The following is a 26,690-nucleotide window of genomic DNA, read 5'->3' on the forward strand; positions in this document are numbered from 1 at the left end:
ACCACGACTCAACCTGCTCAACCGTCAACCCATAGGCACACAGTCAAGACAACGAACACCTACACCCACAGTCACGCCCAGATGCGGTTGCAGTATTAGGCCCTGTCCGGCCGATCTTGCCGGGCCCGCGACGCCGGGCATCCCGGCTGGACGCACGCCCGAATCGCCCAAGTACGTCCAGTACGAGGACGATTCGGGCGCACGCCCAGCCGGGCGCCCAACGCCGCGGGCTGATCCGCCAAGATCGACCGGATAGGACCTAGGCCGGGGCGGCTTCCTCGAATGATCGGTCCCGTCTCGGTCAGGGGGAGTCCGGCCTGGGGATGCGGACGTTGGCGGAGCGGAGCCTGGTCTCGACCAGTGCGACCAGCCGGGCCTCGGCCGATCCCTGTTCTTCGCCGTGGTGGGCGATCAGCTGGTACCGGGTCGCGGCTTCGGTGCGGGCTTGGAGGCCGGTCACGATCTTCAGCTGGGCGGGGTTGGCGAGGAAGTGGTCGGCCGCGGCGGTCGCGAGTTCGGCGATGCGCGGGTCGTCCGGCTCCCAGGTCGCGGCTTCGGCGCCGCGCTTGAGCAGGGCGACGAACCGGCTGTCCAGCAGGGCGTGTTCGACATGGGTGAGGTAGTCGTCGAAGCCTTCCGGGACCAGGGCCCTGGCCAGCACCCAGCCCTCCCTGGTGGCCGCCGCCTCGTCCGGGGTGAAGCCGAGGCCGGCCATCCGCTCCAGCAGTGCCACGGCGCGGTCGGGCAGCAGCGCCCGGTCGCCGTCGGCGAGCCGGTGCAGCGTGTCGCGCCGCGCGGTCAACTCCTCGATCCGCTCGGTGAGTTGACGTTCGACGTCGGCGAGCTTGGCGGTGAACAGCGCGGCGTCGGCGTCGAGCAGGGGCCCGGTCTCGGCCAGCGGCACCCCGGCGGCGGCCAGCGTCCGGATCTGCACCAGCCGCAACAGGTCGGCCGATCCGTACCGCCGGTATCCGGAGCTGTCGCGTTCCGGCTCCTCGGCCAGGCCGAGCTTGTGGTAGTGCCGCACCGTCTTCACCGTGATGCCGACGAATGCCGCCGCCTGCCCGATCGTGACTCCGTTCATCCGCCAATCCTGCCCCGTATTCGAACTCGGTGGCTACGCACGCCACATCAGTCCGTCGGCCGGCACGGATCGGCCGGCCCGCCGCAGAACACCTCGTCGACGAGCCTGTGCATCGCCTGCTGGAACGCCCCGCCGACGGACAGGTCTGCGTCGTCCACGCAGTTCAGCGCGGCGGTCAGGGTCCTGCTGCCGTCGGGCGTGCTGTACATCAGCGCCGCGTGGCCCACGGCGGCGCCGTTGTGGGAGACGACGGTGGCGCCGCCGTCCGTCGTCACCACGAACACGCCCAGGCCGTAGTCCATGTTCGGGATGCCCGTCGGGTGCGGGGTGCACATCTGCGCCAGCAGCGGGGCCGGCAGGAGCCTGCCGCCCAGCAGTGCGGAGATGAACGTGTGGAGGTCCCGGGTGGTGGAGATCATGTCGCCGCCGCTGGAGATCCAGGAGGGGTTCTGGCGGGTGATGTCGATCGTCCTCTGCTCGCCGGCGTCCTCGTACCGGTAGTAGGCGTGGGCGTGCGGCTCGGGGATCTCCGGCGAGGCGCCCGGCAGCACGGTGCCCGACAGCCCGAGCGGCCCCAGGATCAGCCGCTGCATCTCCTCGGCGACCGGGCGGCCGGTGACCTTCTCGATCAGCAGCCGGGCCAGCACGTAGTTGGTGTTGGAGTAGCTCCAGCCCGCCCCCGGCTCGAACCGGGCCGGCCTGGACAGCGCCGGCCGTACCAGCTCCTGCGGCCGGTAGGTCTTGAACCGGTTGTCCATCCACTCCCTGCCCGTGGTGCCATAGGGGATGGGGATGCCCGGCGCGACCGTCCCGTCGGCGTAGACCTCGCCGGTGTGGTTGAACACCCCGCTGGTGTGCTGCAGCAGCATCCGCACCGTGATCCGCCCGTCCAGCCCGAACTCGGGCAGGTAGTGCGCCGCCGGGGTGTCCAGCCCGACCTCGCCCTCGGCCACCAGTTGCAGCACCAGGGTCGCGGTGAAGGTCTTGGTATTGCTGCCGATCCGGACGTGCCCGTCCGTCGGCGGCTTCGCGGCCCCGCCCAGTTCGGCCGCCCCGGCGCTGCCGACCCACGCGCCCCGCTCGTCGTGCACGCGCAGCGACACCCCGGTGAAACCGGAGTCGACGATCTCCTCGATCGCCTTCTGCAGCTCCGGGCGGTCCTGCCCGGGGGCGCCGAGAGCGACGGTCCGCAGGGTGCTCTCGTCCTGGTCGGAAGGGCCGGAAAGGGGGAGTGACATGGTGGTGTGCTCCTTCGCATCGGTGACGCCCGGTCGGCGTCGTGCCGTTGCGAGGAGCTTGAGCCCTGACCCAGGGTCAACCTCAACGGTGATCTGGCTCACAGGTGAGCGGGGGGCTCGGTCGTCCGTGTCGCCGCCCGTGTCGCCGTCCGGCGCGCCTTGCGCCGCACACCGGGCACAGGTGCGGGTCACTGTCACACGAGCAGCGCCTCGAACTCCGGAAGTCGGCCGAACAGGTCGGGGAGGCCGCGCAAGCCGTTGCGCACGGACTCGTGCGACAGCGCGAGGTCAGGGCCGGTGCTCGCCTCGACACCGGCGAGGCACCGGAGGATGTTCCACCTCGTGTGCCCCAGCCAGCCGCCGATCATGAACACGAACCAGCTCGGACCTGACGACGGCAGCGCTCCGCCCCCCGCGACATAGCCGTCGAGGACCGAGCGGAAGACGGCGGGCTCGATGTGGTCGAAGCCAGGCCCCTTCGCGAGGCTCAGCGCGGTCGAGCCGAGCTCACCGGACAGGTCGAGCATTCCCGAGAGCTCCCAGTCGAGCACCACCGGCCGACCCTCCCGAGCGAGCAGGTTCCACGGGTGGATGTCCTTGTGGGTCAGCACGACGGGGCCCGGCCGTTCGCAGGTGTCGACGAAGTGGGCGATCGCGAGGAACGCCTCGACGCGAGAGGCGAGTTCGTCGGCCCACGGCTGTCCGGTCGCCGCCGCCCGCGCGGCGAGCTCGGGCCAGTCCCGTGACGTCGGTTCCTCGATCGGCACATGGGTCCACGCGACGTCGAGCGCGTGGACGCGCGCGAGGATCTCACCGATCTCGAACGCGTACGCCGCCGATACCGGTGCTTCCGGCACCTTCTCTCCCTCGACCCATCGGTGCACGAGCGTGTGCTGGCCGGCCGAGATCGGCTCCGGCATCGGGATGCCGGCGGCGAAGGCCGCCCGCTCAAACCTGAACACGTCCTCGACGCGATAGGTCCAGCGGCGGTCGACGAGGTTCAACTCCTTCACCGCGAACGACCCTTGGTCGGTGTCGAGCCGGTACATCCGGTTGGCGAACCCGCCGTGGACACGGATCATCGGCCCGATCGGCACGCCGAGATGCGAAAGGTTCACCCACGCATGCTAGGGGCCGGCAGTCATCGATGCACCGGACTTTCCCGCGCCATGGTGCGGAGGTGCTGCGGAGGGTGCTCAACCCGCACGTCGAGCGGGAGTGCCGAAGGCCGGACCGTCCCGGTGTCGCCGCAGGTCACAGACCTGTGCCGACTGCTGCGCCGGCCCCGCCGGGCGCGTTGCCGGGCGGGGCGGGTGTCGGTTGCCGACTGTGCGCAGCGCGGTCTGCCCGGGTGGGGGTCAGACGGCGTCGTTGTCCGCCAGACAGAAGTTCTTGTCGGCGACGTGTTCGGTCAGGTACCCGGCGGTGATGAGGGCGGCGACGTCGTACGTGCCCGGGATGTCGCCCGGCTTCAGGGCCGGGTCGAGCCACTGCTGGAGTCCGTTGCCCGGCTGGGAGAACGCGCCCGCGATGTGCCCCTGCTGGACCTGGAACGGCTTCTGCACCTCGAAGCAGTGGTAGTTGTCCTCGCCTCCGTTGAGGGAGTCCGGCGGAAGGGCGCGCTGGGGGAACGGCGTGCCGCCGGGGGCGAGGAACGAGCCGTAGGCGCTGTTCCCGAAGCGGTCCAGCTTCTGGTGCTCCGTCATGCTCTGTACGGCCATGTCGAGGGTGCCGTTGTTGTCGGTGAAGCCGTTGTTGTCCGGGTACTTCCACCCCCTCCAGTCCCGGTACCAGTCCAGGAAGCGCACCGGCGTCACTCCGCCCAGCCGGTCGTAGCCCGCCAGCAGCTTGGTCACCACGGAGTCCGTCGGCAGGGTGACCGGGCCGAGCTCCTTCCGGGTGCAGAGGTAGTCCTCGGCGCCGGCGTCGCGGACCTTGGGGACGCCCGCGCACTCCGTGATCGGCACCCCTCGGGAGGCGGAGGACTGGGCGGCGGCGGTGCCGGTGGCGGCCAACCCCGCCAGGGGTAGGGCGAGCGCCAGCGAGAGGGCGGCGAGAGCGGGGGTGCGCATGGGTGGGCGACTCCGTTCGGGGGGCGGGGCGGGGCGGGACGGGGAGGGCTGCGGCCATCGGCTCGTACGGCGGACCGTGTGCCCGCTGGACCCGCGCACAGTTACGCACGGCGATTTGCCTTCGTGCACGCACAAGGCTTCCGGCGCCGCTGGTGCCCACCCGTTCGGCCGATCTCGGTGTCGGCTGTCGCGCTTCGGCGCGGAGGGCCCGGTCGGGGAAGTGCGGCCGTGCCGTCAGGGTGTCGGCCGTCCTGCGGGGCCGTGGTGCGGTGGGGTGTGCGGACGACCCCTCAATACCTGGAGGAATCATGCGCTTTCGAAACGTGGCGGCTGCCGCGCTCGCGGGGCTGGTCCTGGCCCTCGCCGTACCTGCGGCCGGCCACGCGGCCGGCGGTGTCCGGCAGGTTGCGGGGCCCGGCGCTCGACCGGCAGGTGGGCGGAGTGTTCAGCGCGGACAGCCGAGAATTCCTGCTCGGTGGAGCGCGTCACGGCGTCGGACGGGCCCGGAAACCGAGGCGGTGCGGGGCCACGCCAAGGGCAAGGGCAAGGGCGAGTGCCTGCCCTTGGCGTGGAGAGGAAGTGAGGAGGTGTGTCAGCTGGTCGACTCGGTGGCCGGCCAGTTCTCGGTGATGTCGAAGGCGTACTCAAGCTCCCCGAGCGTCGTGCCGTTGTCGTCCACGAAGGTTGACTTGGCGGTGTAGCTGCCGCGGGACAGCCGCCCGCTCGGAGCCTCCTCCCAGCCGTGCCGGGGAAGGCGCACCGTGTGCTCCTTGTCCTGCGGGCCGAATGAGCCGAGCATCTGCTGGTCCTTGGAGACCTTGAGACCCTTGCGGAAGACTGCGGAGACGTACTTGAGGCCGGACACGATGTCACCGCTCACCGTGAAGCTGTAACTGAGCCTGTAGTGGGCACCTTCGGCGAGGACGAACGGAGTCTTCTTCAGATCGGCGAGCACCTGCGGGTCGTCAAGGCGCCACGTGGTGGAGGGTCGGCCCTCTATGTCCAGGGTCAGCGTGCGCAGGGTGGCGCGAGTTACGGTCTCGTTCTCAGGCATTCCGTCTCCATCGTGTGTGTCGCGGGGCAGAACCGGGCCGCCGAACTCGGCGGTCCGGAACGAAGGGAAGCACAACCGGTGGTGGATCCGGAGTCGAAGTCGCGGAACCTGACAGAACCTCAACTTGATGATCTAGGATGTCGCCACCTCGCCCCGGGAAGCCCCGGCTGAGCCGCTCTTCGCCGGTCGCGACGCCCGGCATCGCAGCCTTCTGTCAACCGGTTCGCCTTCGCAGTGACCAGGCGCTCGGGACAGGACAAGACCATGCGGGTGTGGTGACCTTGCGATGCGGATCCCCGGGCGCCGGAGTGGCGGCCGGGGCGGCGGTCGTTGTGCGCATCACCAGGGCACTACGCCGGCGTCCTCGAAGAACTGGCCGGTCGGGCCGTCGTCGGGCAGGGTCGCGAGTTTGATCGCGATCGCCGCGCCCTGTTCGGGGGTGCGCACGCCGTGGAAGCCGTTGAGGTCGGTCGCGACGTAGCCGGGGCAGCCGGCGTTGATCAGGATGTTCGTGCCGCTCAGCTCCCGGGCGTACTGGAGGGTGACGGCGTTCAGGAACGTCTTCGACGGCGCGTACGCCACGGCCACCGGACCCGCCGTCTGCTCGGCAGCGGCTCCTGACTGCCGGGTGAGGGAGCCGACGCTGCTGGACATGTTCACGATCCGCGGTGAGGCGGAGCGGCGCAGCAGCGGCATCATCGCGTTGGTGACGCGGATGACGCCGATCACGTTGGTCTCCACGACCGTCCGGATGGTGGCGGGGTCGACCCGGGTGGGCTCCTGCGGCATGCCGCCGGCGATGCCGGCGTTGTTGACGAGCACGTCGAGGCGCCCGGCCCGTTCCTCGATCAGCCGGGCGGCGGCGGTCGCGCTCGCGTCGTCGGTCACGTCCAGCGGGACGTCGAACGCGTCGACGCCGGCCGCGCGCAGCCTCTCCACCGCGGCCTCACGGCGCTGGTCGTCGCGGGCGCCGACGCCGACGCTCCAGCCGAGGGCGCCCAGGCCCGCGGCGATCTCGTAGCCGATTCCCTTGTTCGCGCCGGTGACCAGCGCAGTCGTTCGTTCGCTCATGGGGCCATGCTGCCCGCGGCCCCCGGTGGGGGTCCAAGACCGATCGGGTGGGCACCGATACCGTCCGGGTATTGATCCGGAGTACCGTGGCCGGATGGAGACCCGGGAACTGCGCTACTTCGTCGCCGTCGCCGAAGAGCTGCACTTCGGGCGCGCCGCGCAGCGGCTCGGGATCGCGCAACCGCCGCTGTCACGGGCGATCCAGCAGCTCGAACGTAGGCTCGGGGCAGCGCTGCTGGATCGGACCAGCCGCACCGTCACGCTGACCGAGGCCGGCTCGGTGCTGCTGGTCGAGGGCCGGGCGGCCCTCGACGCGGTCGACGCCGCCGAGCGTCGGACCCGCCGCGCCGCCGCTTCCCCCGCCGGCGGCCCCGGCCTGGTCCTGGTCACGAAGGCCAGCGCGTCCAGCGAACTGCTGGCGGAACTGCTCGACGCGTACGCCGCCGAACCCGGCTCGGTCCCCGTCGACGTCATCCTGTGCGGCCCGGCCGAGCAGGCACGATTTCTGCTTGAGGGCCGGGCCGACGTGGCGCTGCTGCACCGGCCGTTCGACTCGACGGTCGGGCTGCACACCGAGGCGCTCAGCACGGAGGGCCAGGTGGCGGTCCTGCCGGCCGGGCATCCGCTCACCGTCCGGGACCACGTACACATGGCCGACATCGCCGGGCTGCCGGGCCTGCCGCTGCCGCGCTGGCCCAACCCCGACGGCACCTACGCACCCGGACCCGGCCCCCAAGTCCGCGACCACGCACAGTTGTTGCAGCTCGTCGCGCTCGGCCGGGCTTGCGCGGTCTCGCCGGAGTCGTGCCGAGTCCAACTGCACGGTGGCCTCGCCGCCGTGCCCGTGCTGGACGCGCCGAAAGTCACCACGGTGATCGCCTGGCCACCGCACAGCCGGTCCAGGGCCGTCGCCGACCTCGTCCGGACGGCGACACGTCTCCCGTAGTTCCCACATGCCCGGCCGGGTTCCACCTGTGGTGGCCCGGTTCATCGTGCTCGTCAGGTGGCTCCCCGGGTCCCTCGGGTCCATCGGTACGCGCGCGCCTTGGTGTCAGCTGTCACGCTTCGGCGCCACCTGCGGAGCCTCCCCGGTGGTGCCGTAGCATCCGGATGGCACAACGCACACCTGTCAGCGGGGGAGAGTACTGCACTTGTTCAAGAGATCGACGGCCGTGCCGTCCGGGGCGGCCGGACGGGCGGCCTGCGCGGCCGTGTTGATGGTGTCGGGCGCCCTGGTGCTCGGCTCGTGCTCGTCCGTGGGGTCGCCGGGCGGAGGATCGGGAACACCGAGCGTGCCCACACGTGTCGAGTCCCGGGAGGAGGCGCTGGCCCGGACGGATCGGGTCCAGGACCACGTGCGCGAGCTGACGGGCCTTGAGCGCGATCCGTGGAGCAAGCTCGTCGGCTACTACAGGTGCCAGGGGCGGGGGTTGGGTGTGGCCGATGAGGGCGAGGCCTATCAGCTCAGCTCCGGGGTCCTGTTGAAGGCCGAGGACGACAAGCGCCCAGAGGTGCTGCGGGCGCTGCGGGAGAAGCTCGCCGGCGAGGGCTTCAAGATCACCTCGTTGGCGTCCGGTTCGGACGCTCAGTCCACCGCGCCCACCTGGGAGTTCGATGCCGTCCACGAGCCCGACGGCTACACCGTTTCGGCGGGTGCGTCGAAGCCCGGCCAGGGTGTGAGTGTGATGGTCGTCCTGCCCTGCCAGGCCCCGCCCACCGGCGCGGCTTCGCCCACTCCGACGGCCACCGGCTGAGGCCGGCGCGGCGGGTGCGTCAACTGCGTTACTGGATACGGTAGTTGACGCCGGCCCCGGCGTGTATTCGGCGCCCGACGGGGCGACGGGGCGCTGGGATGCCCCGGCGTGGGTGCGCCGGGGCATCCGGTCAGGCGTCGGTGCGGCTCGCCGCGGTCAGCGGGGCGTACAGCTCGGGGCGGCGGGTGCGCAGGAGGCCGAACTCCCGCCAGTCCCGGCACTGGTCGAGGTCGAGGTCGGCGACCAGGACGGCGGGCCGGTCGCGCGGGGCGCGGAGCAGGATCCGGCCGTACGGGTCGGAGATGAACGACGAGCCGTAGAAGGTGGACCGGCCCTCCGTCCCGATCCGGTTGGGCACGATCATGAACAGCGCGTTGGCGAGGCCGTTGGCGCTGATGGCGTGCTCCCACATGGGCCGGGTGTCGAAGTCCGGGAGGTCCACCTCGGAGCCGATGGCGGTGGGGTGGACGAGGACCTCGGCGCCGCCGAGCGCGTAGGCGCGGGCGAGCTCGGGGAACCACTCGTCCCAGCAGGTGGGGAAGCCGAAGGCGGCGCCCTGGTGGGTCAGGACGGGGAACCCGCTGTCGCCGGGGCGGAAGCACAGGTCCTCGCGGTAGCCGGGGAAGGCCGGGATGTGGTTCTTCCGCGTCCGGGCGACGAGGGTGCCGTCGCGGTCCACGCAGATGGCCGTGTTGTAGCCGAGGCCGCCGTCCTCGGCGCGCTCGTAGAGGGAGGCGTGGACGCTGATGCCCAGTTCCGCGGCGAGTTCGGCGGCGAGGCGGGTGGTGGGCCCGGTTTCGACGTCCTCCAGGTAGCGGGCGGCGCCCTCCGCCATCGGGTCGTCGGTGTTGCAGAAGTAGGGGCTGCGGGTCAGCTCGGGCAGGCACACCATCGTCGCGCCCTGCTCGGCGGCGAGTGCCACGCCCTCGCGCAGCCGGTCGTCGTGCTCGGTCGGGTCGGCGTACCAGCGCATCTGCACGAGTCCGACGCGCAGCGGTGCGCGTTCGGCCGGCCTGGTGCGGCCGGGGGAGCCGAGCGGGGAGCCGAAGGAGGTGAGGACGGCGTACGAGGTCACGGGCGGACCGCCCTCGACTGCCGGCGGGGCGTCCGGCAGGTGCGGGAGGCGGGGCCTCCGGCGGCCGTGCGGCCGGTGGTGGTGGACGTGGTCATGGGTGTCCTACCTTTCAGGGGTGGTTGCTCTGGTCATTCGTAAGATCGGAGCGCCCGGGGGCTCCGGGTATGGCTGTCATCGGGGCGCCGTAGGGATGGCTCAAGGAACTTGGCCGCCCGGAGCCCCGCGACGACTCGACCGCCAATTGGGAGATGCGACTCCGATCGCTGCGTAGGACAACGTCGGCGAGGTCGTCTGCGGGATCGATGAACGACGAGCTGGCGGAGGGGAACGTGCCCGAGATCTGGGCCGGAGTGGACATCGGCAAGACACACCACCACTGCGTGGTGATCAATACGGACGGCAAGCGTCTGCTGTCCCGCCGGGTCGCGAACGACGAGAGTGAACTGGTCGCCCTGATCAGCGATGTCCTGGAGATATCCGCCGACGCGCTGTGGGCTGTGGACCTCAACCACGGCGGTGCCGCGCTGCTGATCGGGCTGCTGGTCAGCCATGGCCAGCCGGTCGCCTACCTCACCGGCCTGGCGGTCCACCGGGCCTCGGCCACCTACAAGGGCGGCGAGGGAAAGACCGACGCGAAGGACGCCTTCGTCATCGCCGACCAGGCCCGCGTCCGCCGCGATCTGGGCCTGCTGCGACCGGGCGACGAGATCGCCGTCGACCTGCGCACCCTGACCAACCGCCGTCTGGACACGGTCTTCGACCGCACACGGCAGATCAACCGGCTCCGCGCCCAACTGCTGGAGATCTTCCCCGCGTTGGAGCGATCCCTTGAGCTGACGAACCGGGGGCCGGTGATACTGCTGACCGGCTACCAGACCCCGGCCGCGATCCGTCGGGCAGGCACGAGCCGAATCGAGACGTGGCTGAAGAACCGCAAGGTCCGTGGCGCCTCCGCACTGGCGAAGACGGCGGTGGAGGCCGCTCAGGCCCAGCAGAGCGCGCTGCCCGGAGAGAAGCTGGCCGCTGCCATGGTGGTCCGCCTCGCGAAGGGGGTGATGGCCCTTGATGAGGAGATCGCCGAGCTCGACGCCCTGATCGAGGCCAAGTTTCGCGAGCATCCTCACGCCGAGGTGATCCGCAGCCTGCCCGGCATGGGTGCCAAGCTCGGCGCCGAGTTCCTTGCCGCGACCGGTGGCGACATGGACGCCTTCGGCAGCCCCGACCGCCTGGCCGGGTTCGCCGGCCTGGCCCCCAGACCACGTGACTCCGGCCGTGTCAGCGGCAACCTGCGGCGCCCCCGGCGCTACCATCGCGGTCTGCTGAGAACCATGTACCTGTCGGCCATGGTGAGCCTCCAGTGTTGCCCTGTCTCGAAGGCGTTCTACGACCGGAAGCGGAGCGAGGGCAAGGGCCACAAGCAGGCCCTGCTGGCCCTCGCCCGCCGACGCCTCAACGTCCTGTGGGCAATGATCCGTGACGGAGAGTGCTTTCATACTTCACCTCCCGTCACGGGAGCGGCTTGACAACACGATTGGGAAGTTCCTTCTGTTCTCTGGTGCTGGCGCGACCCTGCGGCATAACTGAAAGTTCAGTCAGCTTTGCTGGCGTGATGAAGAATGTAGCCATGCCGGAACGTTCCGGCAAGGGGTGAGGGCCAGCGAAGGAACAGCACGTGCCGCCGGAGGGCGGGGTGGGTCCTGCCCCGGCACCTCCGGCGGGCGGGCGGTCAGGCTCCGGCGGAGACGGCTTCGGGCGCCACAGCGGCCTTCGCGGTGAGGGTGCGGCTGTAGCGGCGCAGGAGGAGGGCGGCGGTGGTGGCGAGGCCGATGAGCAGCCCGAACCAGAGGCCGCGGATGTCGCCGCCGAGGGGGTAGGCGAGGAGCCAGGCACAGGGCAGGCCGACGGCCCAGTAGCCGATGAGGGTGATGCGGAAGCCGCTCTTGGTGTCGTCGAGGCCGCGGAGCAGTCCGACGCCGATGTTCTGGGCGCAGTCGAAGAGCTGCAGGACGGCCACCAGGACGAGGAGGCTGGTCGCGATGGTCAGGCCCTGCTGGTCGGCGGGCGAGTCCGGGTCGAAGTAGGGGCGCAGGACGAGGTCCGGGACGGTGAGGTAGACGATGCCGACGAGGGTGGTGACGACGGCGCCGCAGGCGAGTGCGGTGTTCTTGATCCGGCGGGCGGCCGCGTGCTCGCCGAGGGCGAGTTCGCGGCTGACGTTGATGGAGGCCGCGTGGGAGAGGCCGACGGCGACCTGGAAGACGATGTAGACGAGCTGGTTGACCGCGGTGTGGGCGGCGAGCGCCGCCGGGCCGAAGCTGCCGGCGAGCAGGGCGGTGACGGAGAAGAACCCGGCCTCGGAGCCGTAGGTGGCCGCGATGGGGGTGCCCAGGCCGAGCAGGCGGCGGACGGTTGCCGGATCGGCGCGCCAGAAGTCGAGGCTGAGCAGGGGGGCGAGGTGCGGGTCGCGGCGGGCGGAGGCGTAGAGGGCGAGGAAGGACAGCAGGTGGACGCTGCTGGTGGCGACGCCGATGCCGGTGAGGCCGAGCCGGGGCAGGCCCCAGGTGCCGTGGATGAAGGCCCAGTTGAGGGCGGCGTTGACGGCGACGGAGGCGAGGGTGATCTGCAGCAGGGCCTGGGGGCGGCGCATGCCGACGGTGAACTGGCGGACGGCCTGGAACCAGAGGCAGGGCACGAGGCCGGGGGCGAGGGCGGCGAGCATGCCCTGGGCGCGGTGGGCGACGGTGGCGTCCTGGCCGAGCCAGGTGGCGGCCTGGCCGATGAGGACCATCAGGACGGCGCCGGCCAGGCCGGCGAGGGTGGCGACGGCCATCGCGGCCCGCACCAGGCCCCGGACCTCGTGGTCGGCGCCGGTGGCCGGTTCGGCGCCGGTGGCCGGTTCGCTGGCGGCGCCGGTCTCCTCGGCGCCGCGCTCGGCGCGGGCCGCTGCCGCTGCCACCTGGTTGCCGACGGAGGTGACCAGCCCGACGCCCATGGTGCGGAGCTGGTTGAAGATCACCAGGGCGAGGCCGCCGGCGGCCAGCGCCTCGGTGCCCAGGACGCCCATCATGATCGTGTCGGTGGTGGTGAGGGCGACCTGGGCGAGCTGGGTGAGGGCGAGCGGGACGGCGAGGGCGGTGAGGGCGCGGCTGTCGCGCGCCAGGGTGGTCAGCTGCTGCATGGTGGGTGTCAGTCTCTCAATGTCACGTCTCTGGATGTCACGTCTCTGGATGTCAGGGCCTGCGGAGTTTGGCGAGGGACTCGTCGATCTCGGCCTCGACGGCCTCGTCGATGAGGTTGCGGGCGGTCATCCAGTCGTCGTTGAAGACGGTATCCATGTACTTCTCGCCGCCGTCGTTGATGAACGCGACCATGACGGCGTCCGGCGGAAGAGCCGTCAGGCGGGCCAGGGCGTCGTGGACGACGCCGCCGGCGGAGCCGCCGATGAGCAGGCCGGTGCGGCGGGCGACGACGCGGGCGGTGGCGAAGGCCTCGACGTCGCCGACCTTGACGCCCTCGTCGATGAGGTCGTAGTCGACGAGCAGGCCGATGGTGGCGCCTTCGGGGGTGCCGGTGCCGGACTGGTAGTAGTCGTGGGCGGGCGGGCCGAAGGCGATGGAGCCCTTCGGCTCGACACCGACGACCGAGACACCGGGCACGTGCTTCCTGAGCTCGCGGGCGGTGCCGCACAGGCCGCCGCCGGTGCCGACCGCGCCGATCAGCACGTCGACCCGGTTGTCGAGGGCCTGGGCGATCTCCCGGCCGACCGCGAAGTAACCCACCGCGTTGCTGGGGTTGTTGTGCTGCTCGGTGAAGAACGTGTTGTCCTTGCCGCGGGCCATCTCCTCGGCAAGTTCCTCACGGGCGGCGGTGTGGAGCTCCTCACCGTCGGTGTCGGCGTCGACGTACACGAGCTCGGTGCCCATCGCCTTCATGCCGCGCAGCTTGTCGGCGGCGGCGTGGTTGTCGACGACGGCGGTGAAGCGGTGGCCGCGCTCGGCGGCGACGACGGCCAGCCCGAGGCCGGTGTTGCCGGAGGTGGACTCGATGATGTGGCCGCCCTCGCGCAGCAGGCCGCGCTCCTCGGCGTCGAGGACCATCTGCCGGGCCATGCGGATCTTGGCGCTGCCGGTGGGGTTGAACATCTCCAGCTTCAGCAGGAGGCGGGCGCCGTTGTCGGCGCGGGCGAGCTCGAACAGCGGGGTGTAGCCGATGAGGTCGGTCATCCGGGTGACCACCGGGGGGCGGTGGAGGGCGTCGGTCATGGCGAGGAGCGCTTTCTCGGGAGCGGTGCGGTGTCGGGTCACAGGGCCGGGCGGCGGTCGAGACGCCAGCGCAGCCGGCCGTTCTCGTGGTGGATGACGACCTTGGCCGGCAGGGGGAGGTCGTGGAAGGGGGACTCGTTCGAGTCCATCTGGTAGCCGGCGGTGTTGGGATAGACGAGCAGGTCGCCGACCCGGGGGCGGCGGGGGAAGGCGATCTTGCGCCAGGTGAGCAGGTCGGAGTCGAGGCAGCTGGCCCCGCCCACGCACGCCCGGTACTCCGCGGCGTCCTGGTCGGGGTGCGGGGTGAGGAGCAGGGGGTCGGGCAGGTACTCGCTGTTGAACCACTGCTCGGACAGGCTCAGACTGCTGCCGTCGACGGTGACGATCCCGTACCCGGGGCGGTCCTTGACGCCCTGGACGGCGAACACCGAGGATCCGGCCCCGGCCAGCAGGGCGCGTCCGGGTTCCAGCAGCAGCATCACGCCCGCCTCCCGCAGCCGCCCGGCCAGCGGGTCACCCGTGCCGTGGGGGCGGGCGGCGAGGATGGCCCGCAGGGCGTCGGCTCCGGCGACGGGCGAGTGGTAGGGGTAGAAGTCGTCCGTGCTGAAGGACTTGCGGGCGTGGTAGTCGTCGGGGCCCTGTTCGGCGAGGAAGGTGTGCCAGGCCTCGGCGGGCACGTAGTCGACGGCGAAGCCGCCGCCGATGCTGATCCGGTCGGCCTGCAGCCCCAGGAGCCGTGCCTTGAGGCAGAGTTCGACGAGTTCTCCGGCGAGGTCGGTGCGGGGCTGCACGTCGTAGCCGGACAGGTGGAAGCTGAAGCCCTCCATCCGGACCCGCTCCTTCGCCGCGGCGCAGCGTAGCAGCGCGGTGTCGAGCTGGTCGTCGGTGAGGCCGAAGCGGCTCCCGGTTCGGGTGGGTGGGAAGCGGCGTAGCAGGATGCGGACGGGTCGGGGGACGTCCAGGTGCAGGACGCGGCTCAGTTCGTCGAGGGAGTCGACGGCTATCAGTGCGCCTTGGAGGGCCGCGACGCGCAGCAGCGGCTCGGCTTTGGCGGGACCGGTGACGACGAGGTCCTCGCCGCGCACACCGTGGCCGAGGGCTTCGCGCAGCTCGCCGTGGCTGGCGACGTCCACGCCGGCTCCCGCGTGGGCGCAGCGTTCGACGAACGCGGCGGCCTTGTTGGCCTTCTTCGCGAAGTACACCGTGCCCTCCACCTCCGCCTCGTCGAGCGCGGCCCGGAAGGCTGCGAGGTTGGCGTCGAAGCGTTCGGGCAGCACGAAGTGGAACGGTCCGCCGAAGGCGTGGGAGAGGTCGTGCAGGAGGTCTCCGGCCGCGATCCTGTCGTGGAGGGGATCGGGGTGGGCGGGAAGGGTCAGCGCCACAGCGCGACCTCGGTGCCGAGGTTCTGGTCGGCGGCGAGCTGGGCGAAGCGGTGGCCCAGCGCGATGTCGGTGACGACCAGGCCGCTGTTGTAGGCGAAGATCCGCTGGCCGGGTGCGGTACGGGCCTGGGAGGCGCCGGAGATGGCGGCGGGCAGCTCCAGGTCGACGGCGGGCAGGTTGCCGTCGGCGTCGGCCATGTCGGTGCCGGTGACGCGCATCTGGGCCTCGCTGGTGGCGATCACGCGGTCGGCTCGGTGCAGCGTGGACGGGGCGAGGCCGTGGCCGACGAGGATCGCGGTCGCGCCGGGCTTCAGCCAGTCGGCCTCGACGGCGGCGGAGGTGTGAGCGCCGGCGGTGGCGACGATGACGTCCGCGTCGTGCGCGGCGCGCTCGAGGTCGGTGACCAACTCCAGCTCGCGACCGGGGAAGTGGCGTTCCAGCTCCTGGCGGACGGCGGCTATGCCGTCGGGGTGGGTGCCGGCCAGCAGCAGCCGCTCCAGCTTCGGCAGTGTGGTGAGCAGGAACGGCAGCGCGAGGCGGCCCTGCGTGCCCGTGCCGATCACCAGCGCCGTGGAGGCGTCGGGGGAGGCGCACTCGCGGGCCAGCAGGGCGGAGACGGCCGGTGTGCGGAGCGAGCCGATGCGCGAGCAGTCCATCATGGCGACCGGTAGGCCGGTGACGTCGTCGTAGACGGTCAGCGTCGTGTAGTAGTGCTGCTCCTCGCGGCCCTTGTCGAGGCCGTGCTTGTACGAGGTCTTGATGGCGACGACGTTGCGCGCTCCGTCGCGGCCGAGCATGGCGTAGGAGACGGAGTGTCCGTCGGCGGGCTTGACGGTGAGTTTGCGCGGGTTGTCGGACTGGCCCGCGGCCAGGGTGCGGTAGGCCTGTTCGACGGTGTCGACGACGTCGGTCAGGGTGATGTCCAGGCCGGCGAGGTCGCTGGTGGAGAGTACGCGCAGGGTGGTGTCGTCCCGGTCCACGGGGGTGCCCTTTCGGATGGGTGAGGCGGCATCTGGAAGGCGGTAAGTCGGTATGGCAGGAGAGCAGGAGAGCAGGAGAGCAGGAAGGCAGGTCAGGCGGTGAGCGCGGCCTGGCCGTAGCCGTGTTCGTCGTGTTCGGCGACCGGGCGGGTGGGGCGGCCCTCGACGCGCACGGAGGCGCGCTTGAGCCAGCGGTCGGTGCCGTCGTAGCGCGCCCGGAAGGGGACGCGGCCGTGGACGACGATGTCGTTGTCGACGACCAGCACGTCGCCCGGCTCCAGGCTCACCGCCACCGAGACGCGGGCGAGTTCGTCCTCCAGGCGCCGGTAGGCCGCGCGCCAGGTCTCGTCGGCGTCCTCGACCGGCGTGTAGGCGGGGTCGAAGCGCATGGTCAGGCCTTCGGGTGCCGAGAAGAGGGTGGGCACCGGTGCGGGTCGGCCGGCGAACTGCTGGGCCTGCTCGTAGGCGTCGTCGGGCAGGATCGGCACGATCGGACGCTTGAGCTGGGCGACGTCCTCGTCGGCGAGGTCGGTGAGGCGGATGCTGGCCGCGGTGGTGGCGATGTTGTCGTGGTTGCGCATGCAGCACAGCAGGAGCAGGTGGGCGCGGCCGGGGTGGAAGGCGTCCTCGGTGTGCGGGGTGAGCAGGACGGAGCTGGAGGCGCCGGTCTGCTCGCTCTCGTGGCCGGGGGAGGGGACGATGTTGTGTACGAACCGGCCTTCCTGCTGGCCGTCCCAGGCGATCGGGGTCCCCATCAGCGTGGAGACGAGCAGCAGCACGACGTCCCACAGCGCGCCCGCGTCCCCGACGGTCGACCAGTGGCCGGGTGTCGGGCCGAGCTCCGTGTCGTCCGGGTGCAGTCCGCGCAGCACGAACAGGCCGTCGGCGGTGTCCACGGGCCGCAGCGCGTGCCGGAGTTCGCGGCTGAGCTGGGCGCACATCACGGGCAGGTCGGCCAGCAGGCGGGGGCTGGTGGCGGAGCCGTGGAAGTCCAGCAGCTTGGCGGCGGTGGCGGTCAGTTCCGCGGTGGCGGCGGTGTCGAGACGGCGTACCGGGGCAGGGCAGGTGGGCACGGCGGGGCCTTCCGTGGGCAGGGGTGGGGAGAGGTGTTGCGGGCACGCGGCATCACCGCGCCGGTGCGGGACGGCGGGCGGGAGCAGCGCGTGAGGCGTGGGGTCCGGGTCGGCTCGGACGGCCGGACGACAGGAAACGTAACAACGACTTCGAGGTAAGGCAAGCCTTACCCGATCGGATGTCTACATTTACGTAGTCTCAGTTCGGGGTGGCGGCGCATGCGCCGCGCGGGGGCAACTCCGCTGCTCGGATTGCTGTTTGCGGCAGGGGGGCGCACGTCCGGTGGGCCGGTGCGCTCCGTCGGGCGGCTTGCGACCCGTCTCAAACTTAGGGTAGGTAAGCCTAAGCAAATCGAGCTCAACCCGAATCGAGGAACGAACGTGGGCGTCACCAGACGAGAGCTGCTGTGGGCCGGTGCCGGTATCGGGGCGGCCGGTGCGCTCGCCGCCTGCGGCAGTGGCGCGGGCGGATCCAAGGACGCCGCGTCCGCGGGCGCGGTGTCCTCGCAGCCCCGCGCCGGGGGGACGCTGAAGGTCGGTGCTCTCGGCAAGGCCTCCGCGATCACCCGTGACCCGCACGGCACGCAGGCCAACGAGAGCGACTACCTGATCATCAGTCTGCTCTACGACACGCTGGCCGTTCCCGGATCCACCGCCAACACCGTCCCGCGCCTGGCCTCCTGGAAGCCGTCGGAGGACCTGAAGACCTGGCGCTTCACGATCGCCGACGGCGCGACGTTCCACGACGGCACCCCGGTCACCGCCGCCGACGTGGTCTGGTCGCTGCAGCGCCTGCGCAACACCCCGGCGGGCAAGAGCCGGCTGCCCGGCATCCAGCCCGAGGGCATCAGGGCCGAGGACGCGAAGACCGTCGTCCTAGTCTCCGACTACCCCAACGCGGATCTGCCGCTGCTGACCCGTCTGACCACCTTCGTCCTGAAGAAGGACACCAAGGACGACGCGATCGCCGGCGCCCCCGGCACCGGCCCGTTCAAGCTCGACTGGTACCGCGACGGCAACGCCCGGCTGGTGCGCAACGACAACTGGTACGGCGGCAAGGTGCTGCTCGACGCCGTCGAGGTGCGCCTGTTCGAGAGCCCGCAGGCCATGGCCAACGCCCTGCTCGCCGGGCAGATCGACCTCGCCTCCAACGTCGGCGCCGTCGCCGCCCGCACCGCCGAGGCCCGCAAGGACGTCCAGATCCTGCGCCGCCCCAACGACATGGCGATGCCCGTCGTCATGCGCACCGCCGACGGCCCGTTCGCCGACGCACGGGTGCGCGAGGCCCTGAAGCTGGCGGTCGACCGCGACGCCATGGTCAAGCAGGTCCTCTCCGGCTACGGCAGCGTCGCCAACGACATCCTCGGCACCGGCGACCCGGCCTTCGCCAAGGACATACCGCAGCGGGGGCGCGACCTCGCCAAGGCCAAGCAGCTGCTCTCCGACGCCGGGTTCGACACCTCCCGGACCTACGACCTGATCACCACCGAGGACGTCTCCGGCCTCGCCGAGTCCGCGACCCTGTTCGCCACCCAGGTCCGCGAGGCCGGCGTGAAGATCAACGTCGTGAAGCAGGACTCCAAGGTCTTCTGGGACGCCACCTGGCTCAAGGCGCCGCTCTACACGACGTACTGGGGCACCAACGACTCGGTCGTCTTCTTCGCCTCCAAGACGATGCTCTCCGACGCCGGCCAGAACGAGTCCGCCTTCAAGGACCCCGCGTTCGACGAGGCCTACCGCACGGCCATGGGCACCGCCGACGCCGCCGCGCGCGACAAACTGCTGCACCGGCTCCAGGAGATCGAGTTCGCCGAGTCCGGCTACCTGCTGTGGGGCATGGCCGACGGCATCGACCTCGCCGGAGCCGCCGTGCGCGACCTGCCCAGGCTTCCCGGCTACGGCCGCGTCCAGCTCGACAAGACCTGGCTGGCGCGTTGACCACGCTCCAGCCGGCCGGCGCCCGCGCGCCGCAGGGCACCCCGGCCCGCATCCTCCCCGGTGCGGGCCGGGGTGCCCGGCAGGCGGCCCGGCGCCTGGCCCTGCTCGTCGTCCTGCTCGCCGGCGTCTTCGCCGCCGTCGAGCTGCTCCCGGGCGACGCCGCCGGCGCGACCGCCGAGCGCGGGGTCACCGCCGCCGACCTCGCCGCCCGCCGCAGCGCCCTCGGGCTCGACCGCCCGGTGGCCGAACGCTTCTGGGACTGGATGACCGGCCTGCCCACCGGCGACCTCGGCGTCACCGCGCGCGGCCAGCACGTCACCGACATCCTCGCCGGCCCCTTCCCCAACACCCTGCTCCTGGGCACCCTCGCCCTCGCCCTGAGCACCATCGGCGCCCTCGCGCTCGGGAGCCGGGCCGCCCTGCGCCCCGGCGGACGCGCCGACCGCGCCATCGACGCCGCCTCCACCGCCGCGTTCGCCCTCCCGGAGTTCGTCGTCTCCGTCGCCCTCCTGCTCCTGCTGTCCCAGTGGACCGGCTGGCTGCCCGCCGTCACCCTCACCGGCCCCGACGGAGCCCCCGAGTCCTGGACCATGCTCGTCCTGCCGGTGCTCTCGCTGGCCGTCCCCCAGATCGGCTGGAACACCCGCATCGTGCGCGGCGCGCTCGCCGACCAGGCCGCGCTGCCGCACGTCCAGGCCGCCGTCCTCGACGGCCTCGCGCGCCGACGCATCCTCAGCCACCACATGCTCCCCGGTGCCCTGTCCGCCATCGCCGTCGGCATCGCGACCTCCGCCGGCATGCTGCTGGGCGGCACCGTCGTCGTCGAGACCCTCTTCAACTACCCCGGCATCGGCGCCGTCCTGGCCGGGGCCATCGCCGACCGTGACACCCCGCTCGTCGCCGGAGTCGTGGCCGCGGCCGGCGCCGCCATCAGCCTGCTCCTGCTGCTGGCCGACCTCGTCCGCACCACCGCCCTCGGAGAGGAGCGCCGATGACCGCCGATGCCCCGACCGCAGCGGCCCCCGCGCCCGCCACCCGGCGAAGCAGGCACGTGCTCGTCCGCGCCGTCCCCGCGCTCCTGCTCGTCCTCCTCGCCCTCGCCGGACCGCTCCTCGCCCCTCACCCCATCGACACCCCCGTCACCTTCCCCTACGCCGAAGCCGGCGGCGACGCGCCGCTCGGCGGTGACCAGCTCGGCCGCGACGTCCTCAGCCGCCTGCTGACCGGCGGCGCACCCCTGATCGCCACGGCCGTGGCCATCGCCCTGGTCGTCACGGCGGCGGCCACCGTCCTCGGCATCCTCGCCGTCCTGCGGCCCCGGCTCGGCCGGTGGATCGAACGCGCCGCCGACCTGACGATCCTCCTGCCCTCCGTCCTCGCCATCATGCTCATCGCCCTGGCCTGGCCCGCCGGGGGACGCCTGGCCGTCGCAGCCGCCGCCACCCTCCTGGGCATTCCCTACGCCGTGCGCATCGTCGCCGCGGCAGCCGCCCCCATCGCCGCCACCGGCTACGTCGAGGCCGCGGCCGTCGGCGGCGAACGCCTGTGGCACCTGACGGTCCGCGAGGTCCTGCCCAACCTGCGCTCCACCCTCCTCGCCCTGTTCGGCCTGCGCTTCGTCGAAGGCGTCTACATCGTCTCGGTCGCCGCCTTCCTCCAGCTCGGCCCCCAACCCCCGGAAGCCGACTGGGCGTTGATGATCCGCGAGAACGCCGCCGGGATCACCCTCAACCCCTGGGCGGTCGGCGCGCCGTGCCTGGCCATCGGGCTGCTCGCCATCAGCGTCAACCTCGCCGCCGAAGCCCTCGCCCCCGCCCGGCCGACCCCGGAGACCCCGCTGTGAGCACCACCGCCCCCGCCGCCCGCGCCACGGGCCTGTCCATCACCCTCGCGGACACGCCCCTGCTCACCGACGCCACCCTCACCCTCACCCCGGGCCGCATCACCGCCGTCACCGGCCCCTCCGGCGCCGGCAAGACCACCCTCCTGCGCGCCCTGGTCGGAGCCCTCCCACCAGGCGCCCGCGTCACCACCGGCACCCTCGACGTCCTCGGCCACGACATCCTCGCCCTCCCGCCCGAGGACCTGCGCCGCCTTCGCCGCCACAAGCTCGCCTTCGTCGGCCAGGACCCGGGCTCAGACCTCAACCCGCGCATGCGCGTCGACCGCCTCCTGACCGAGACGGCCGCCGACCGCCGCCGAACCTCCGTACCCGACCTGCTGCGCGCCGTCCGCCTGCCGGTCGGTGAGCGCCTCGAACACCGCCGCCCCGCAGGCCTGTCCGGCGGCCAGCAGCGGCGTGTCGCCCTTGCCCGCGCCCTCGCCCGACGGCCCGAGATCCTCCTCCTCGACGAACCCACCGCCGGCCTCGACCCGGCCCTGCGCGACGACATCGCCGACCTGCTGCGCGAGATCGCCGACTCCGACGGCCTCGCCATCGCCCTCACCAGCCACGACCCCGACTTCGTCGCCCGCTGCGCCGACGACGTTCTGGCCCTGTGGCCCGACCGCCTTGCCGCGGCCCCGGCTGCGGTTGGGGCTGTGGCTGTGGCTGGGGCTGGGACTGTGGCCGGGGTTGTGCCGGCAACGGCCGTGCAGGCCGCACGCGTTCGTACCAGGGCCGCCTCCGGAATGCCGCCCGTCGTGGAGGTGAAGGCGCTCAGCGCCGGCATCGGCACGGTCCGCACCCGTCACCGCGTCTTCGCCGCCGTCGACCTCGCCCTGATGCCCGGCACGCTGACCGGGATCACCGGCCCGTCCGGATGCGGCAAGAGCACGCTGCTGCGCACCCTGGCCGGCCTTCACCGGCCCGAGTCCGGCAGCGTCATCCTCCACGGCGAACACCTGGCCCCGTCCTACCGGCGCCGCAGCCGCGACCAGCGCCGCCGCATCCAGCTCGTCCCCCAGAACCCCCTCGGCGCCCTCAACCCGGCCCACACCGTCGGTGCCACCCTCACCCGGCCGCTGAAGCTGCACTTCGGTCTTCCCGCCGCCCGGTGCGAGGAGCGCGTCGCCGAACTGCTCACCGCCGTCGGCCTGCCCCCGCACTACGCGACCCGCCACCCCCACGAACTCTCCGGCGGCCAACGCCAGCGCGTCTCCCTCGCCCGCGCCCTGGCCGCCGAACCCGACGTCCTGCTCTGCGACGAGGTCACCTCCGCCCTCGACACCGACACCGCTGCCGCACTCATGGACCTCCTCGACGACCTGCGCACCAGCCGGGGCCTGGCGGTGGTCCTCGTCAGCCATGACCTCCCCCTCGTCACCGGCCACGCCGACCACGTCCTGCCTCTCGCGGGCCCCCGCCCCGCACCGCTCACCGCGCAGCAGCCCGCCGGCGTCCGCTGACTCCTACTCGGAGATCCACCGTCGGCGCTGTCCGCCGGTGAGCACCCAGCCGGGGCCCGAGGGCGAGGGCGAGGGCGAGGGCGTGCGGCGTCCCGCGCCGCGGGCGGCCGCCGTGCACACCCGCCGCAGCAGGGAGTTGAGTTCGGCGCGCTGGCCCTTCGTCAACGAGCTGAGCAGGTCGCCTTGTACGGCGGATGCGTCGTCGTGCAGCACGTCCAGCGCTGCCTGCCCGGCCGGGGTGATCGTCAGCACCTCCTGCCGCCCGCCGATCTGGACGACCATGGAGTGCACCAGGCCTGCCGACAGGAGGTCGTCCAGTGCCTGGGCGGAGTCGGCCCCGGTTGCGGCGGTTGCGGTTGCGGCGGCGTGCTCGGTGAGGTCGCGGCGCCCGTGCGGCCCCAGCTGGGCGAGTGCGGACAGCAGCGCCTGATGGGCCGGGCCCATTCCCCTCGCGTCGAGCCGGTCGGCCAGCAGCCGGTCGACCGCCCTGCCGGCCGTCGACAGGAGGTAGACGGTCTGTTCGAAGGGGCTCGTCGAGCCCGTCCTCCCGTCGTACACGCCAGGTCCCATCGTCCGGTGGCCGCCGTGTTCTCGGACCGGGGCCATGGTGGCGGCACCCGCGTGGGGATGCCGAGCCCGGAGGCCGGAGTGAACGCGGCCTCTGATCGCCGGCGGGCGGGCGGCTGCGCCAAGACCCGCACGGGTAAGCCGAGCCTCACCATACCCGGACCCGCACGGTTGGTCTACATCGATGTCGTCAGACCGGGCCGTGAGCCCTCAGGGTCCGGGCCGCGTACTCGACATACTCGTGCAGCCCGTAGGCCAAGGCCACGCCGAGCAGGGCCGCGACCGTGACGGCGGCGACCAGGGCGACGGCGGCGTGCGCCCTGCGGCCGGTCGGGCGGGCGGGTGCGGGGCCCAGGAGGGCCTGGACGCGCTGGGGCACGGGGCCGGTGTTCACGGACAGCAGGGGCCCGGCGGTTCGGCGGGCGGACGGCGATCCGGCCAGGGCCGCCCGGGCGATGGCGGTCGCGGCGGTGCGCCGGTCGGCGACCGCGGCGGCGGCCTGCTCGTCGGCCCAGCGTTCCAGGTGGTAGTCGAGGTCGGCCCGCAGCCGGGCCAGCGCCGGGTGTACGGCGGCGGCGAGGTCGACGGCGGCGGACAGCAGGTGGTGGCGCCCGCGCAGGTGGGCGCGCTCGTGGGCGAGGAGCACCGCGCGCTCCGCCGGGCCCAGCGCGCTCAGCATGCCGGCCGAGACGACGACGCGGCCGGGGCGCCCCCGGTGGCCGGGCAGGGCGAAGGCCTCGGCGTCCTTGCCCGCGACCACGAGCAGGTCGCCGTCGCTCGTCGCATCAGCGGTCAGGCCCCAGGCGCGGGCGAGGAGCACGCGGTGCCCGCGCCACCGCAGCGTCAGCCGTACGGCCTGGACGGCCAGCGCGGCCCCGGCAGCGCAGGACACCGGCACCACGGCCGGCCACCGGGCGACGACGCCGGACAGCGGCAGGTGCTCCAGGCCTGCCAGGAACGGGACGTGGAACAGCCCGGCGAGTGCCGCGACGGTGCCGCCCGCCAGCAGGACGGCCGCGCCCGTGAGTACGAGCGAGGCCTCGCGCGGAGGGAGCAGCAGGGCCAAGCGGCGTGCGGCGGGCGCCGCGGCCCAGGGGAGCAGCAGGGCCAGGGCGACGACCGTCAGGATCAGGCCCATGCGTCGTCCTCGGGCCCGGGCCTGCCGGAGTCCGCCGCGGTCGCGGCCCTGGCCCCGGTCTGGGCCCCGGTCTGGGCCCCGGTCTGGGCCTCGGCCTCGGCCTCGGTCTGGGCATCGAGGAGCAGGCGGCGCAGCACGTCCTCGTCGTCCTCGGACAGGGAGGAGACGAACCGCTTCAGCACGAGGTCCCGCTGGGGTTCCTTCTCCAACTCCCGGCGCATGCGCCCGGCCGCCAGTCCGGCGGCGTCCTCCACCGGGGCGTAGGCGAAGGACCGCGCGGGGCGGCTGCGGACCAGGGTCCCCTTCTCGTGCAGGCGCGTGAGGATCGTCGTCACGGTGGTGCGGGCCAGCCCGTGGTCCAGCGCCTCCTTGACCTGCTGGGCGGTCAGCGGCTCGCCGGCCGCCCACAACACCGCCAGCACGTCCGCGACCAGTTCCCCGTGCGGACGCCTGGCGTCCCGACCGACCCTCACATCGTTCTCCCTGTCCCGACACTCCCGGAAGGCACACTCCCGGCAGGCGCACCTCCGGCGCCGACAGCGGTCGGCGGCCGAGGCCTGCCCGCGCCGGTATGGCGAAGATGGGCCCGGCCTGTGTTGCTTAGGTGTGCCTCAGCTAACTTTACGGGCTCGTGGCCCCGCGCTGCCGGGCGCCTGATTTGCGGACACCGTCCGGTCACGTGCCGCTCGGCGCGGTGGAAAGCCGATGGCGCAACGCGCGTGCGGGCCTCTGGACTTACTAGGACGTCCAACTATATGGTCGACGGCAGGTCCGCGGTGTCAGGGAAGCCGGTGTGAGTCCGGCACGGTCCCGCCACTGTGACCGGGGAGTTCGTCCTCGCAAATGAAGGCCACTGGCAGCCAGCCGGGAAGGCCTGGGGGCGTGCGGTGATCCGGGAGTCAGGATACCGGCCGCGGGTGTTCCGTGTTTTCCACGAGGATGGAGACGACACGCATGACTCCGGGCTGCTCCCGCTCCACTGCCGCTCCTGGTCGTCCCGTGCCCACGGCCGCCGGGGCCCCGACGCCCTGACGTTCCGTTCCGCCGCCGCACGCCCGTGTCGCGGGGCGCACCACCGTGCGCCCGCCGACCGGCGGCGGCCTCCGATCCTCCTCCTCTCCCCACCCCTGTCGAGAGAAGGAACCCGATGGTCCGAGAACTGACCCACTTCGTCGCCGGCAAGCCCACCGCCGGCACCTCCGGTCGCTTCGGCGACGTGTACGACCCCAACACCGGCCGGGTGCAGGCCCGGGTGCCGCTGGCGAGCCGGGCCGAGGTCGAGGCGGTGATCGCCGACGCCGCGCAGGCCCAGCCCGCATGGGCCGCGTGGAACCCGCAGCGGCGCGCCCGCGTCCTGCTGCGCTTCCTCCAACTCGTCGAGCAGGAGAAGGAGGAACTGGCCCGGCTGCTGTCCGCCGAGCACGGCAAGACCGTGGCCGACGCCCACGGGGACATCCAACGCGGCCTGGAGGTCGTGGAGTTCGCCGCCGGCATCCCGCACCTGCTGAAGGGCGAGTTCAGCGACAACGCGGGCACCGGCATCGACGTGTACTCGATGCGCCAGCCGCTCGGCGTGGTCGCGGGCATCACGCCGTTCAACTTCCCCGCGATGATCCCGCTCTGGAAGGCCGCACCCGCCATCGCCTGCGGCAACGCCTTCGTCCTCAAGCCCTCGGAGCGCGACCCCTCGGTGCCGCTGCGCCTCGCCGAGCTGTTCCTGGAGGCCGGGCTGCCGCCGGGCGTGCTGAACGTGGTCAACGGCGGCAAGGAGGCCGTCGACACCCTGCTGGAGGACCCGCGGGTGCAGGCGGTCGGGTTCGTCGGCTCCACACCGATCGCCCAGTACGTGTACGCCACCGCCGCCGCGCACGGGAAGCGGGCGCAGTGCTTCGGCGGCGCCAAGAACCACCTGGTCGTGATGCCGGACGCCGACCTCGACCAGGCCGCGGACGCGCTGATCGGCGCCGGCTACGGCTCGGCCGGCGAGCGCTGCATGGCGATCTCGGTGGCCGTCCCGGTGGGGGAGGAGACCGCCGACGCCCTGGTGGCCAAACTGGTCGAGCGGATCGCCGCGTTGAAGGTCGGGCGCTCGGACGACCCGGCGGCGGACTTCGGCCCGCTGGTCGGCGCCGACGCGCTGGAGCGGGTCCGCGGCTACCTGGACCTCGGGGTCGAGGAGGGCGCCGAACTCGTCGTCGACGGGCGGGACTTCCGGCTGGAGGGGCACGAGGACGGCTACTTCCTCGGCGCCTCGCTGTTCGACCGCGTCACGCCCGACATGCGGATCTACCGGGAGGAGATCTTCGGCCCCGTCCTGACCGTGCTCCGCGCCGCCGACTACGAGGAGGCGCTGCGCCTGCCCGGCGAGCACGAGTTCGGCAACGGCGTGGCCGTCTACACCCGGGACGGCGACACGGCGCGGGACTTCGCCCGCCGGGTGAACACCGGCATGGTCGGCGTCAACGTGCCGATCCCCGTGCCGGTCGCGTACCACACCTTCGGCGGCTGGAAGCGCTCCGGGTTCGGCGACCTCAACCAGCACGGGCCGGACTCGATCCGCTTCTACACCCGCACCCGGACCGTCACCTCGCGCTGGCCCTCCGGGGTCAAGGAGGGCGCGAGCTTCACCATCCCGACGATGGGCTGAGGGCGCC

23 protein-coding genes and 1 riboswitch are annotated in these 26,690 nt (G+C 72.4%); of the genes, 8 read left to right on the forward strand and 15 right to left on the reverse strand.

Annotated elements, in window-relative coordinates:
- Positions 1 to 301: 301 nt before the first annotated feature.
- The 6 genes from ACFWPT_RS07000 to ACFWPT_RS07025 all read right to left on the reverse strand — a co-directional run bounded on the left by ACFWPT_RS07000 (position 302) and on the right by ACFWPT_RS07025 (position 6,519).
- The gene (locus ACFWPT_RS07000; RefSeq protein ID WP_380368461.1) at positions 302 to 1,084 is read right to left on the reverse strand and encodes a MerR family transcriptional regulator; all 783 of its coding nucleotides are present in this window, start codon (positions 1,082 to 1,084) and stop codon (positions 302 to 304) included.
- Positions 1,085 to 1,131: 47 nt separating this feature from the next.
- Entirely contained in the window at positions 1,132 to 2,322 is a 1,191-nt protein-coding gene (locus ACFWPT_RS07005; RefSeq protein ID WP_380480144.1) for a serine hydrolase domain-containing protein, read from the reverse strand.
- Between the two features lie 194 nt (positions 2,323 to 2,516).
- Positions 2,517 to 3,440, reverse strand: a complete 924-nt coding sequence (locus tag ACFWPT_RS07010; protein WP_380480146.1) for a phosphotransferase family protein — start codon at positions 3,438 to 3,440, stop codon at positions 2,517 to 2,519.
- 240 nt (positions 3,441 to 3,680) lie between these two features.
- A complete protein-coding gene (locus tag ACFWPT_RS07015) occupies positions 3,681 to 4,394 on the reverse strand; it encodes a TNT domain-containing protein (RefSeq protein WP_380480148.1) in 714 nt (237 codons plus the stop codon).
- A 592-nt stretch (positions 4,395 to 4,986) separates the two neighbouring features.
- The gene (locus ACFWPT_RS07020) at positions 4,987 to 5,448 is read right to left on the reverse strand and encodes a hypothetical protein (RefSeq protein ID WP_380480150.1); all 462 of its coding nucleotides are present in this window, start codon (positions 5,446 to 5,448) and stop codon (positions 4,987 to 4,989) included.
- A gap of 339 nt (positions 5,449 to 5,787) precedes the next feature.
- Positions 5,788 to 6,519 (reverse strand): SDR family oxidoreductase, encoded by a 732-nt coding sequence (locus ACFWPT_RS07025; RefSeq protein ID WP_380480152.1) that lies wholly within the window; start codon positions 6,517 to 6,519, stop codon positions 5,788 to 5,790.
- 94 nt (positions 6,520 to 6,613) lie between these two features.
- Here ACFWPT_RS07025 and ACFWPT_RS07030 point away from each other — a divergent pair, with 94 nt between their 5' ends.
- Both ACFWPT_RS07030 and ACFWPT_RS07035 read left to right on the forward strand, forming a co-directional pair.
- Positions 6,614 to 7,465, forward strand: a complete 852-nt coding sequence (locus ACFWPT_RS07030) for a LysR family transcriptional regulator (RefSeq protein ID WP_380480154.1) — start codon at positions 6,614 to 6,616, stop codon at positions 7,463 to 7,465.
- A 346-nt stretch (positions 7,466 to 7,811) separates the two neighbouring features.
- Positions 7,812 to 8,273 (forward strand): hypothetical protein, encoded by a 462-nt coding sequence (locus tag ACFWPT_RS07035; RefSeq protein ID WP_380368439.1) that lies wholly within the window; start codon positions 7,812 to 7,814, stop codon positions 8,271 to 8,273.
- A 130-nt stretch (positions 8,274 to 8,403) separates the two neighbouring features.
- Here the strand turns inward: ACFWPT_RS07035 and ACFWPT_RS07040 are convergent, their stop codons facing one another.
- Complete coding sequence (locus tag ACFWPT_RS07040; protein ID WP_380480156.1) at positions 8,404 to 9,348, reverse strand: nitrilase-related carbon-nitrogen hydrolase; 945 nt, start codon at positions 9,346 to 9,348, stop codon at positions 8,404 to 8,406.
- 302 nt (positions 9,349 to 9,650) lie between these two features.
- Between ACFWPT_RS07040 and ACFWPT_RS07045 the strand changes: the two genes are divergently transcribed.
- A complete protein-coding gene (locus ACFWPT_RS07045) occupies positions 9,651 to 10,871 on the forward strand; it encodes an IS110 family transposase (protein ID WP_380480158.1) in 1,221 nt (406 codons plus the stop codon).
- A 203-nt stretch (positions 10,872 to 11,074) separates the two neighbouring features.
- On the opposite strand, the gene ACFWPT_RS07050 is transcribed toward ACFWPT_RS07045, so the two are convergent.
- The 5 genes from ACFWPT_RS07050 to ACFWPT_RS07070 form a co-directional block, all read right to left on the reverse strand.
- Positions 11,075 to 12,526, reverse strand: coding sequence for an MATE family efflux transporter (locus ACFWPT_RS07050; protein ID WP_380480160.1), 1,452 nt, complete (start codon positions 12,524 to 12,526; stop codon positions 11,075 to 11,077).
- Positions 12,527 to 12,578: 52 nt separating this feature from the next.
- Complete coding sequence (locus ACFWPT_RS07055; RefSeq protein WP_380480162.1) at positions 12,579 to 13,610, reverse strand: cysteine synthase family protein; 1,032 nt, start codon at positions 13,608 to 13,610, stop codon at positions 12,579 to 12,581.
- A gap of 38 nt (positions 13,611 to 13,648) precedes the next feature.
- Positions 13,649 to 14,992, reverse strand: a complete 1,344-nt coding sequence (locus ACFWPT_RS07060) for a Y4yA family PLP-dependent enzyme (protein ID WP_380480164.1) — start codon at positions 14,990 to 14,992, stop codon at positions 13,649 to 13,651.
- Positions 14,983 to 15,972 (reverse strand): ornithine cyclodeaminase family protein, encoded by a 990-nt coding sequence (locus tag ACFWPT_RS07065; RefSeq protein ID WP_380368424.1) that lies wholly within the window; start codon positions 15,970 to 15,972, stop codon positions 14,983 to 14,985. The genes ACFWPT_RS07060 and ACFWPT_RS07065 overlap by 10 nt, the downstream gene beginning before the upstream one ends.
- Positions 15,973 to 16,064: 92 nt before the next feature.
- On the reverse strand, positions 16,065 to 17,045 hold the full coding sequence (locus tag ACFWPT_RS07070) for a TauD/TfdA family dioxygenase (protein WP_380480166.1): 981 nt from the start codon (positions 17,043 to 17,045) through the stop codon (positions 16,065 to 16,067).
- Positions 17,046 to 17,426: 381 nt separating this feature from the next.
- On the opposite strand from ACFWPT_RS07070, the gene ACFWPT_RS07075 reads away from it, so the two are divergent.
- From ACFWPT_RS07075 to ACFWPT_RS07090, 4 genes are read left to right on the forward strand one after another with little or no spacing between them, the layout of a single operon-like run.
- The gene (locus tag ACFWPT_RS07075; RefSeq protein WP_063352238.1) at positions 17,427 to 18,983 is read left to right on the forward strand and encodes an ABC transporter substrate-binding protein; all 1,557 of its coding nucleotides are present in this window, start codon (positions 17,427 to 17,429) and stop codon (positions 18,981 to 18,983) included.
- On the forward strand, positions 18,980 to 19,978 hold the full coding sequence (locus ACFWPT_RS07080) for an ABC transporter permease (RefSeq protein WP_380480168.1): 999 nt from the start codon (positions 18,980 to 18,982) through the stop codon (positions 19,976 to 19,978). The genes ACFWPT_RS07075 and ACFWPT_RS07080 overlap by 4 nt, the downstream gene beginning before the upstream one ends.
- Positions 19,975 to 20,826 (forward strand): ABC transporter permease, encoded by an 852-nt coding sequence (locus ACFWPT_RS07085; protein ID WP_380480170.1) that lies wholly within the window; start codon positions 19,975 to 19,977, stop codon positions 20,824 to 20,826. Before ACFWPT_RS07080 ends, ACFWPT_RS07085 begins: the two co-directional genes overlap by 4 nt.
- Entirely contained in the window at positions 20,823 to 22,331 is a 1,509-nt protein-coding gene (locus ACFWPT_RS07090) for an ABC transporter ATP-binding protein (RefSeq protein WP_380480172.1), read from the forward strand. The genes ACFWPT_RS07085 and ACFWPT_RS07090 overlap by 4 nt, the downstream gene beginning before the upstream one ends.
- A gap of 3 nt (positions 22,332 to 22,334) precedes the next feature.
- On the opposite strand, the gene ACFWPT_RS07095 is transcribed toward ACFWPT_RS07090, so the two are convergent.
- The 3 genes from ACFWPT_RS07095 to ACFWPT_RS07105 all read right to left on the reverse strand — a co-directional run bounded on the left by ACFWPT_RS07095 (position 22,335) and on the right by ACFWPT_RS07105 (position 24,509).
- Complete coding sequence (locus ACFWPT_RS07095; protein WP_380480174.1) at positions 22,335 to 22,889, reverse strand: MarR family winged helix-turn-helix transcriptional regulator; 555 nt, start codon at positions 22,887 to 22,889, stop codon at positions 22,335 to 22,337.
- Positions 22,890 to 23,088: 199 nt separating this feature from the next.
- Entirely contained in the window at positions 23,089 to 24,036 is a 948-nt protein-coding gene (locus ACFWPT_RS07100; RefSeq protein WP_380368405.1) for a M48 family metalloprotease, read from the reverse strand.
- Complete coding sequence (locus tag ACFWPT_RS07105; protein ID WP_380480176.1) at positions 24,027 to 24,509, reverse strand: BlaI/MecI/CopY family transcriptional regulator; 483 nt, start codon at positions 24,507 to 24,509, stop codon at positions 24,027 to 24,029. The genes ACFWPT_RS07100 and ACFWPT_RS07105 overlap by 10 nt, the downstream gene beginning before the upstream one ends.
- 266 nt (positions 24,510 to 24,775) lie before the next feature.
- Positions 24,776 to 24,967: riboswitch (cobalamin riboswitch) on the forward strand.
- Between the two features lie 216 nt (positions 24,968 to 25,183).
- On the opposite strand from ACFWPT_RS07105, the gene ACFWPT_RS07110 reads away from it, so the two are divergent.
- On the forward strand, positions 25,184 to 26,683 hold the full coding sequence (locus ACFWPT_RS07110; protein WP_380480178.1) for a CoA-acylating methylmalonate-semialdehyde dehydrogenase: 1,500 nt from the start codon (positions 25,184 to 25,186) through the stop codon (positions 26,681 to 26,683).
- Positions 26,684 to 26,690 lie beyond the last annotated feature (7 nt).

Origin of the sequence: Kitasatospora sp. NPDC058478, from assembly GCF_042720345.1 — a bacterium.
In the GTDB taxonomy this organism is placed as follows: Bacteria; Actinomycetota; Actinomycetes; order Streptomycetales; family Streptomycetaceae; genus Kitasatospora.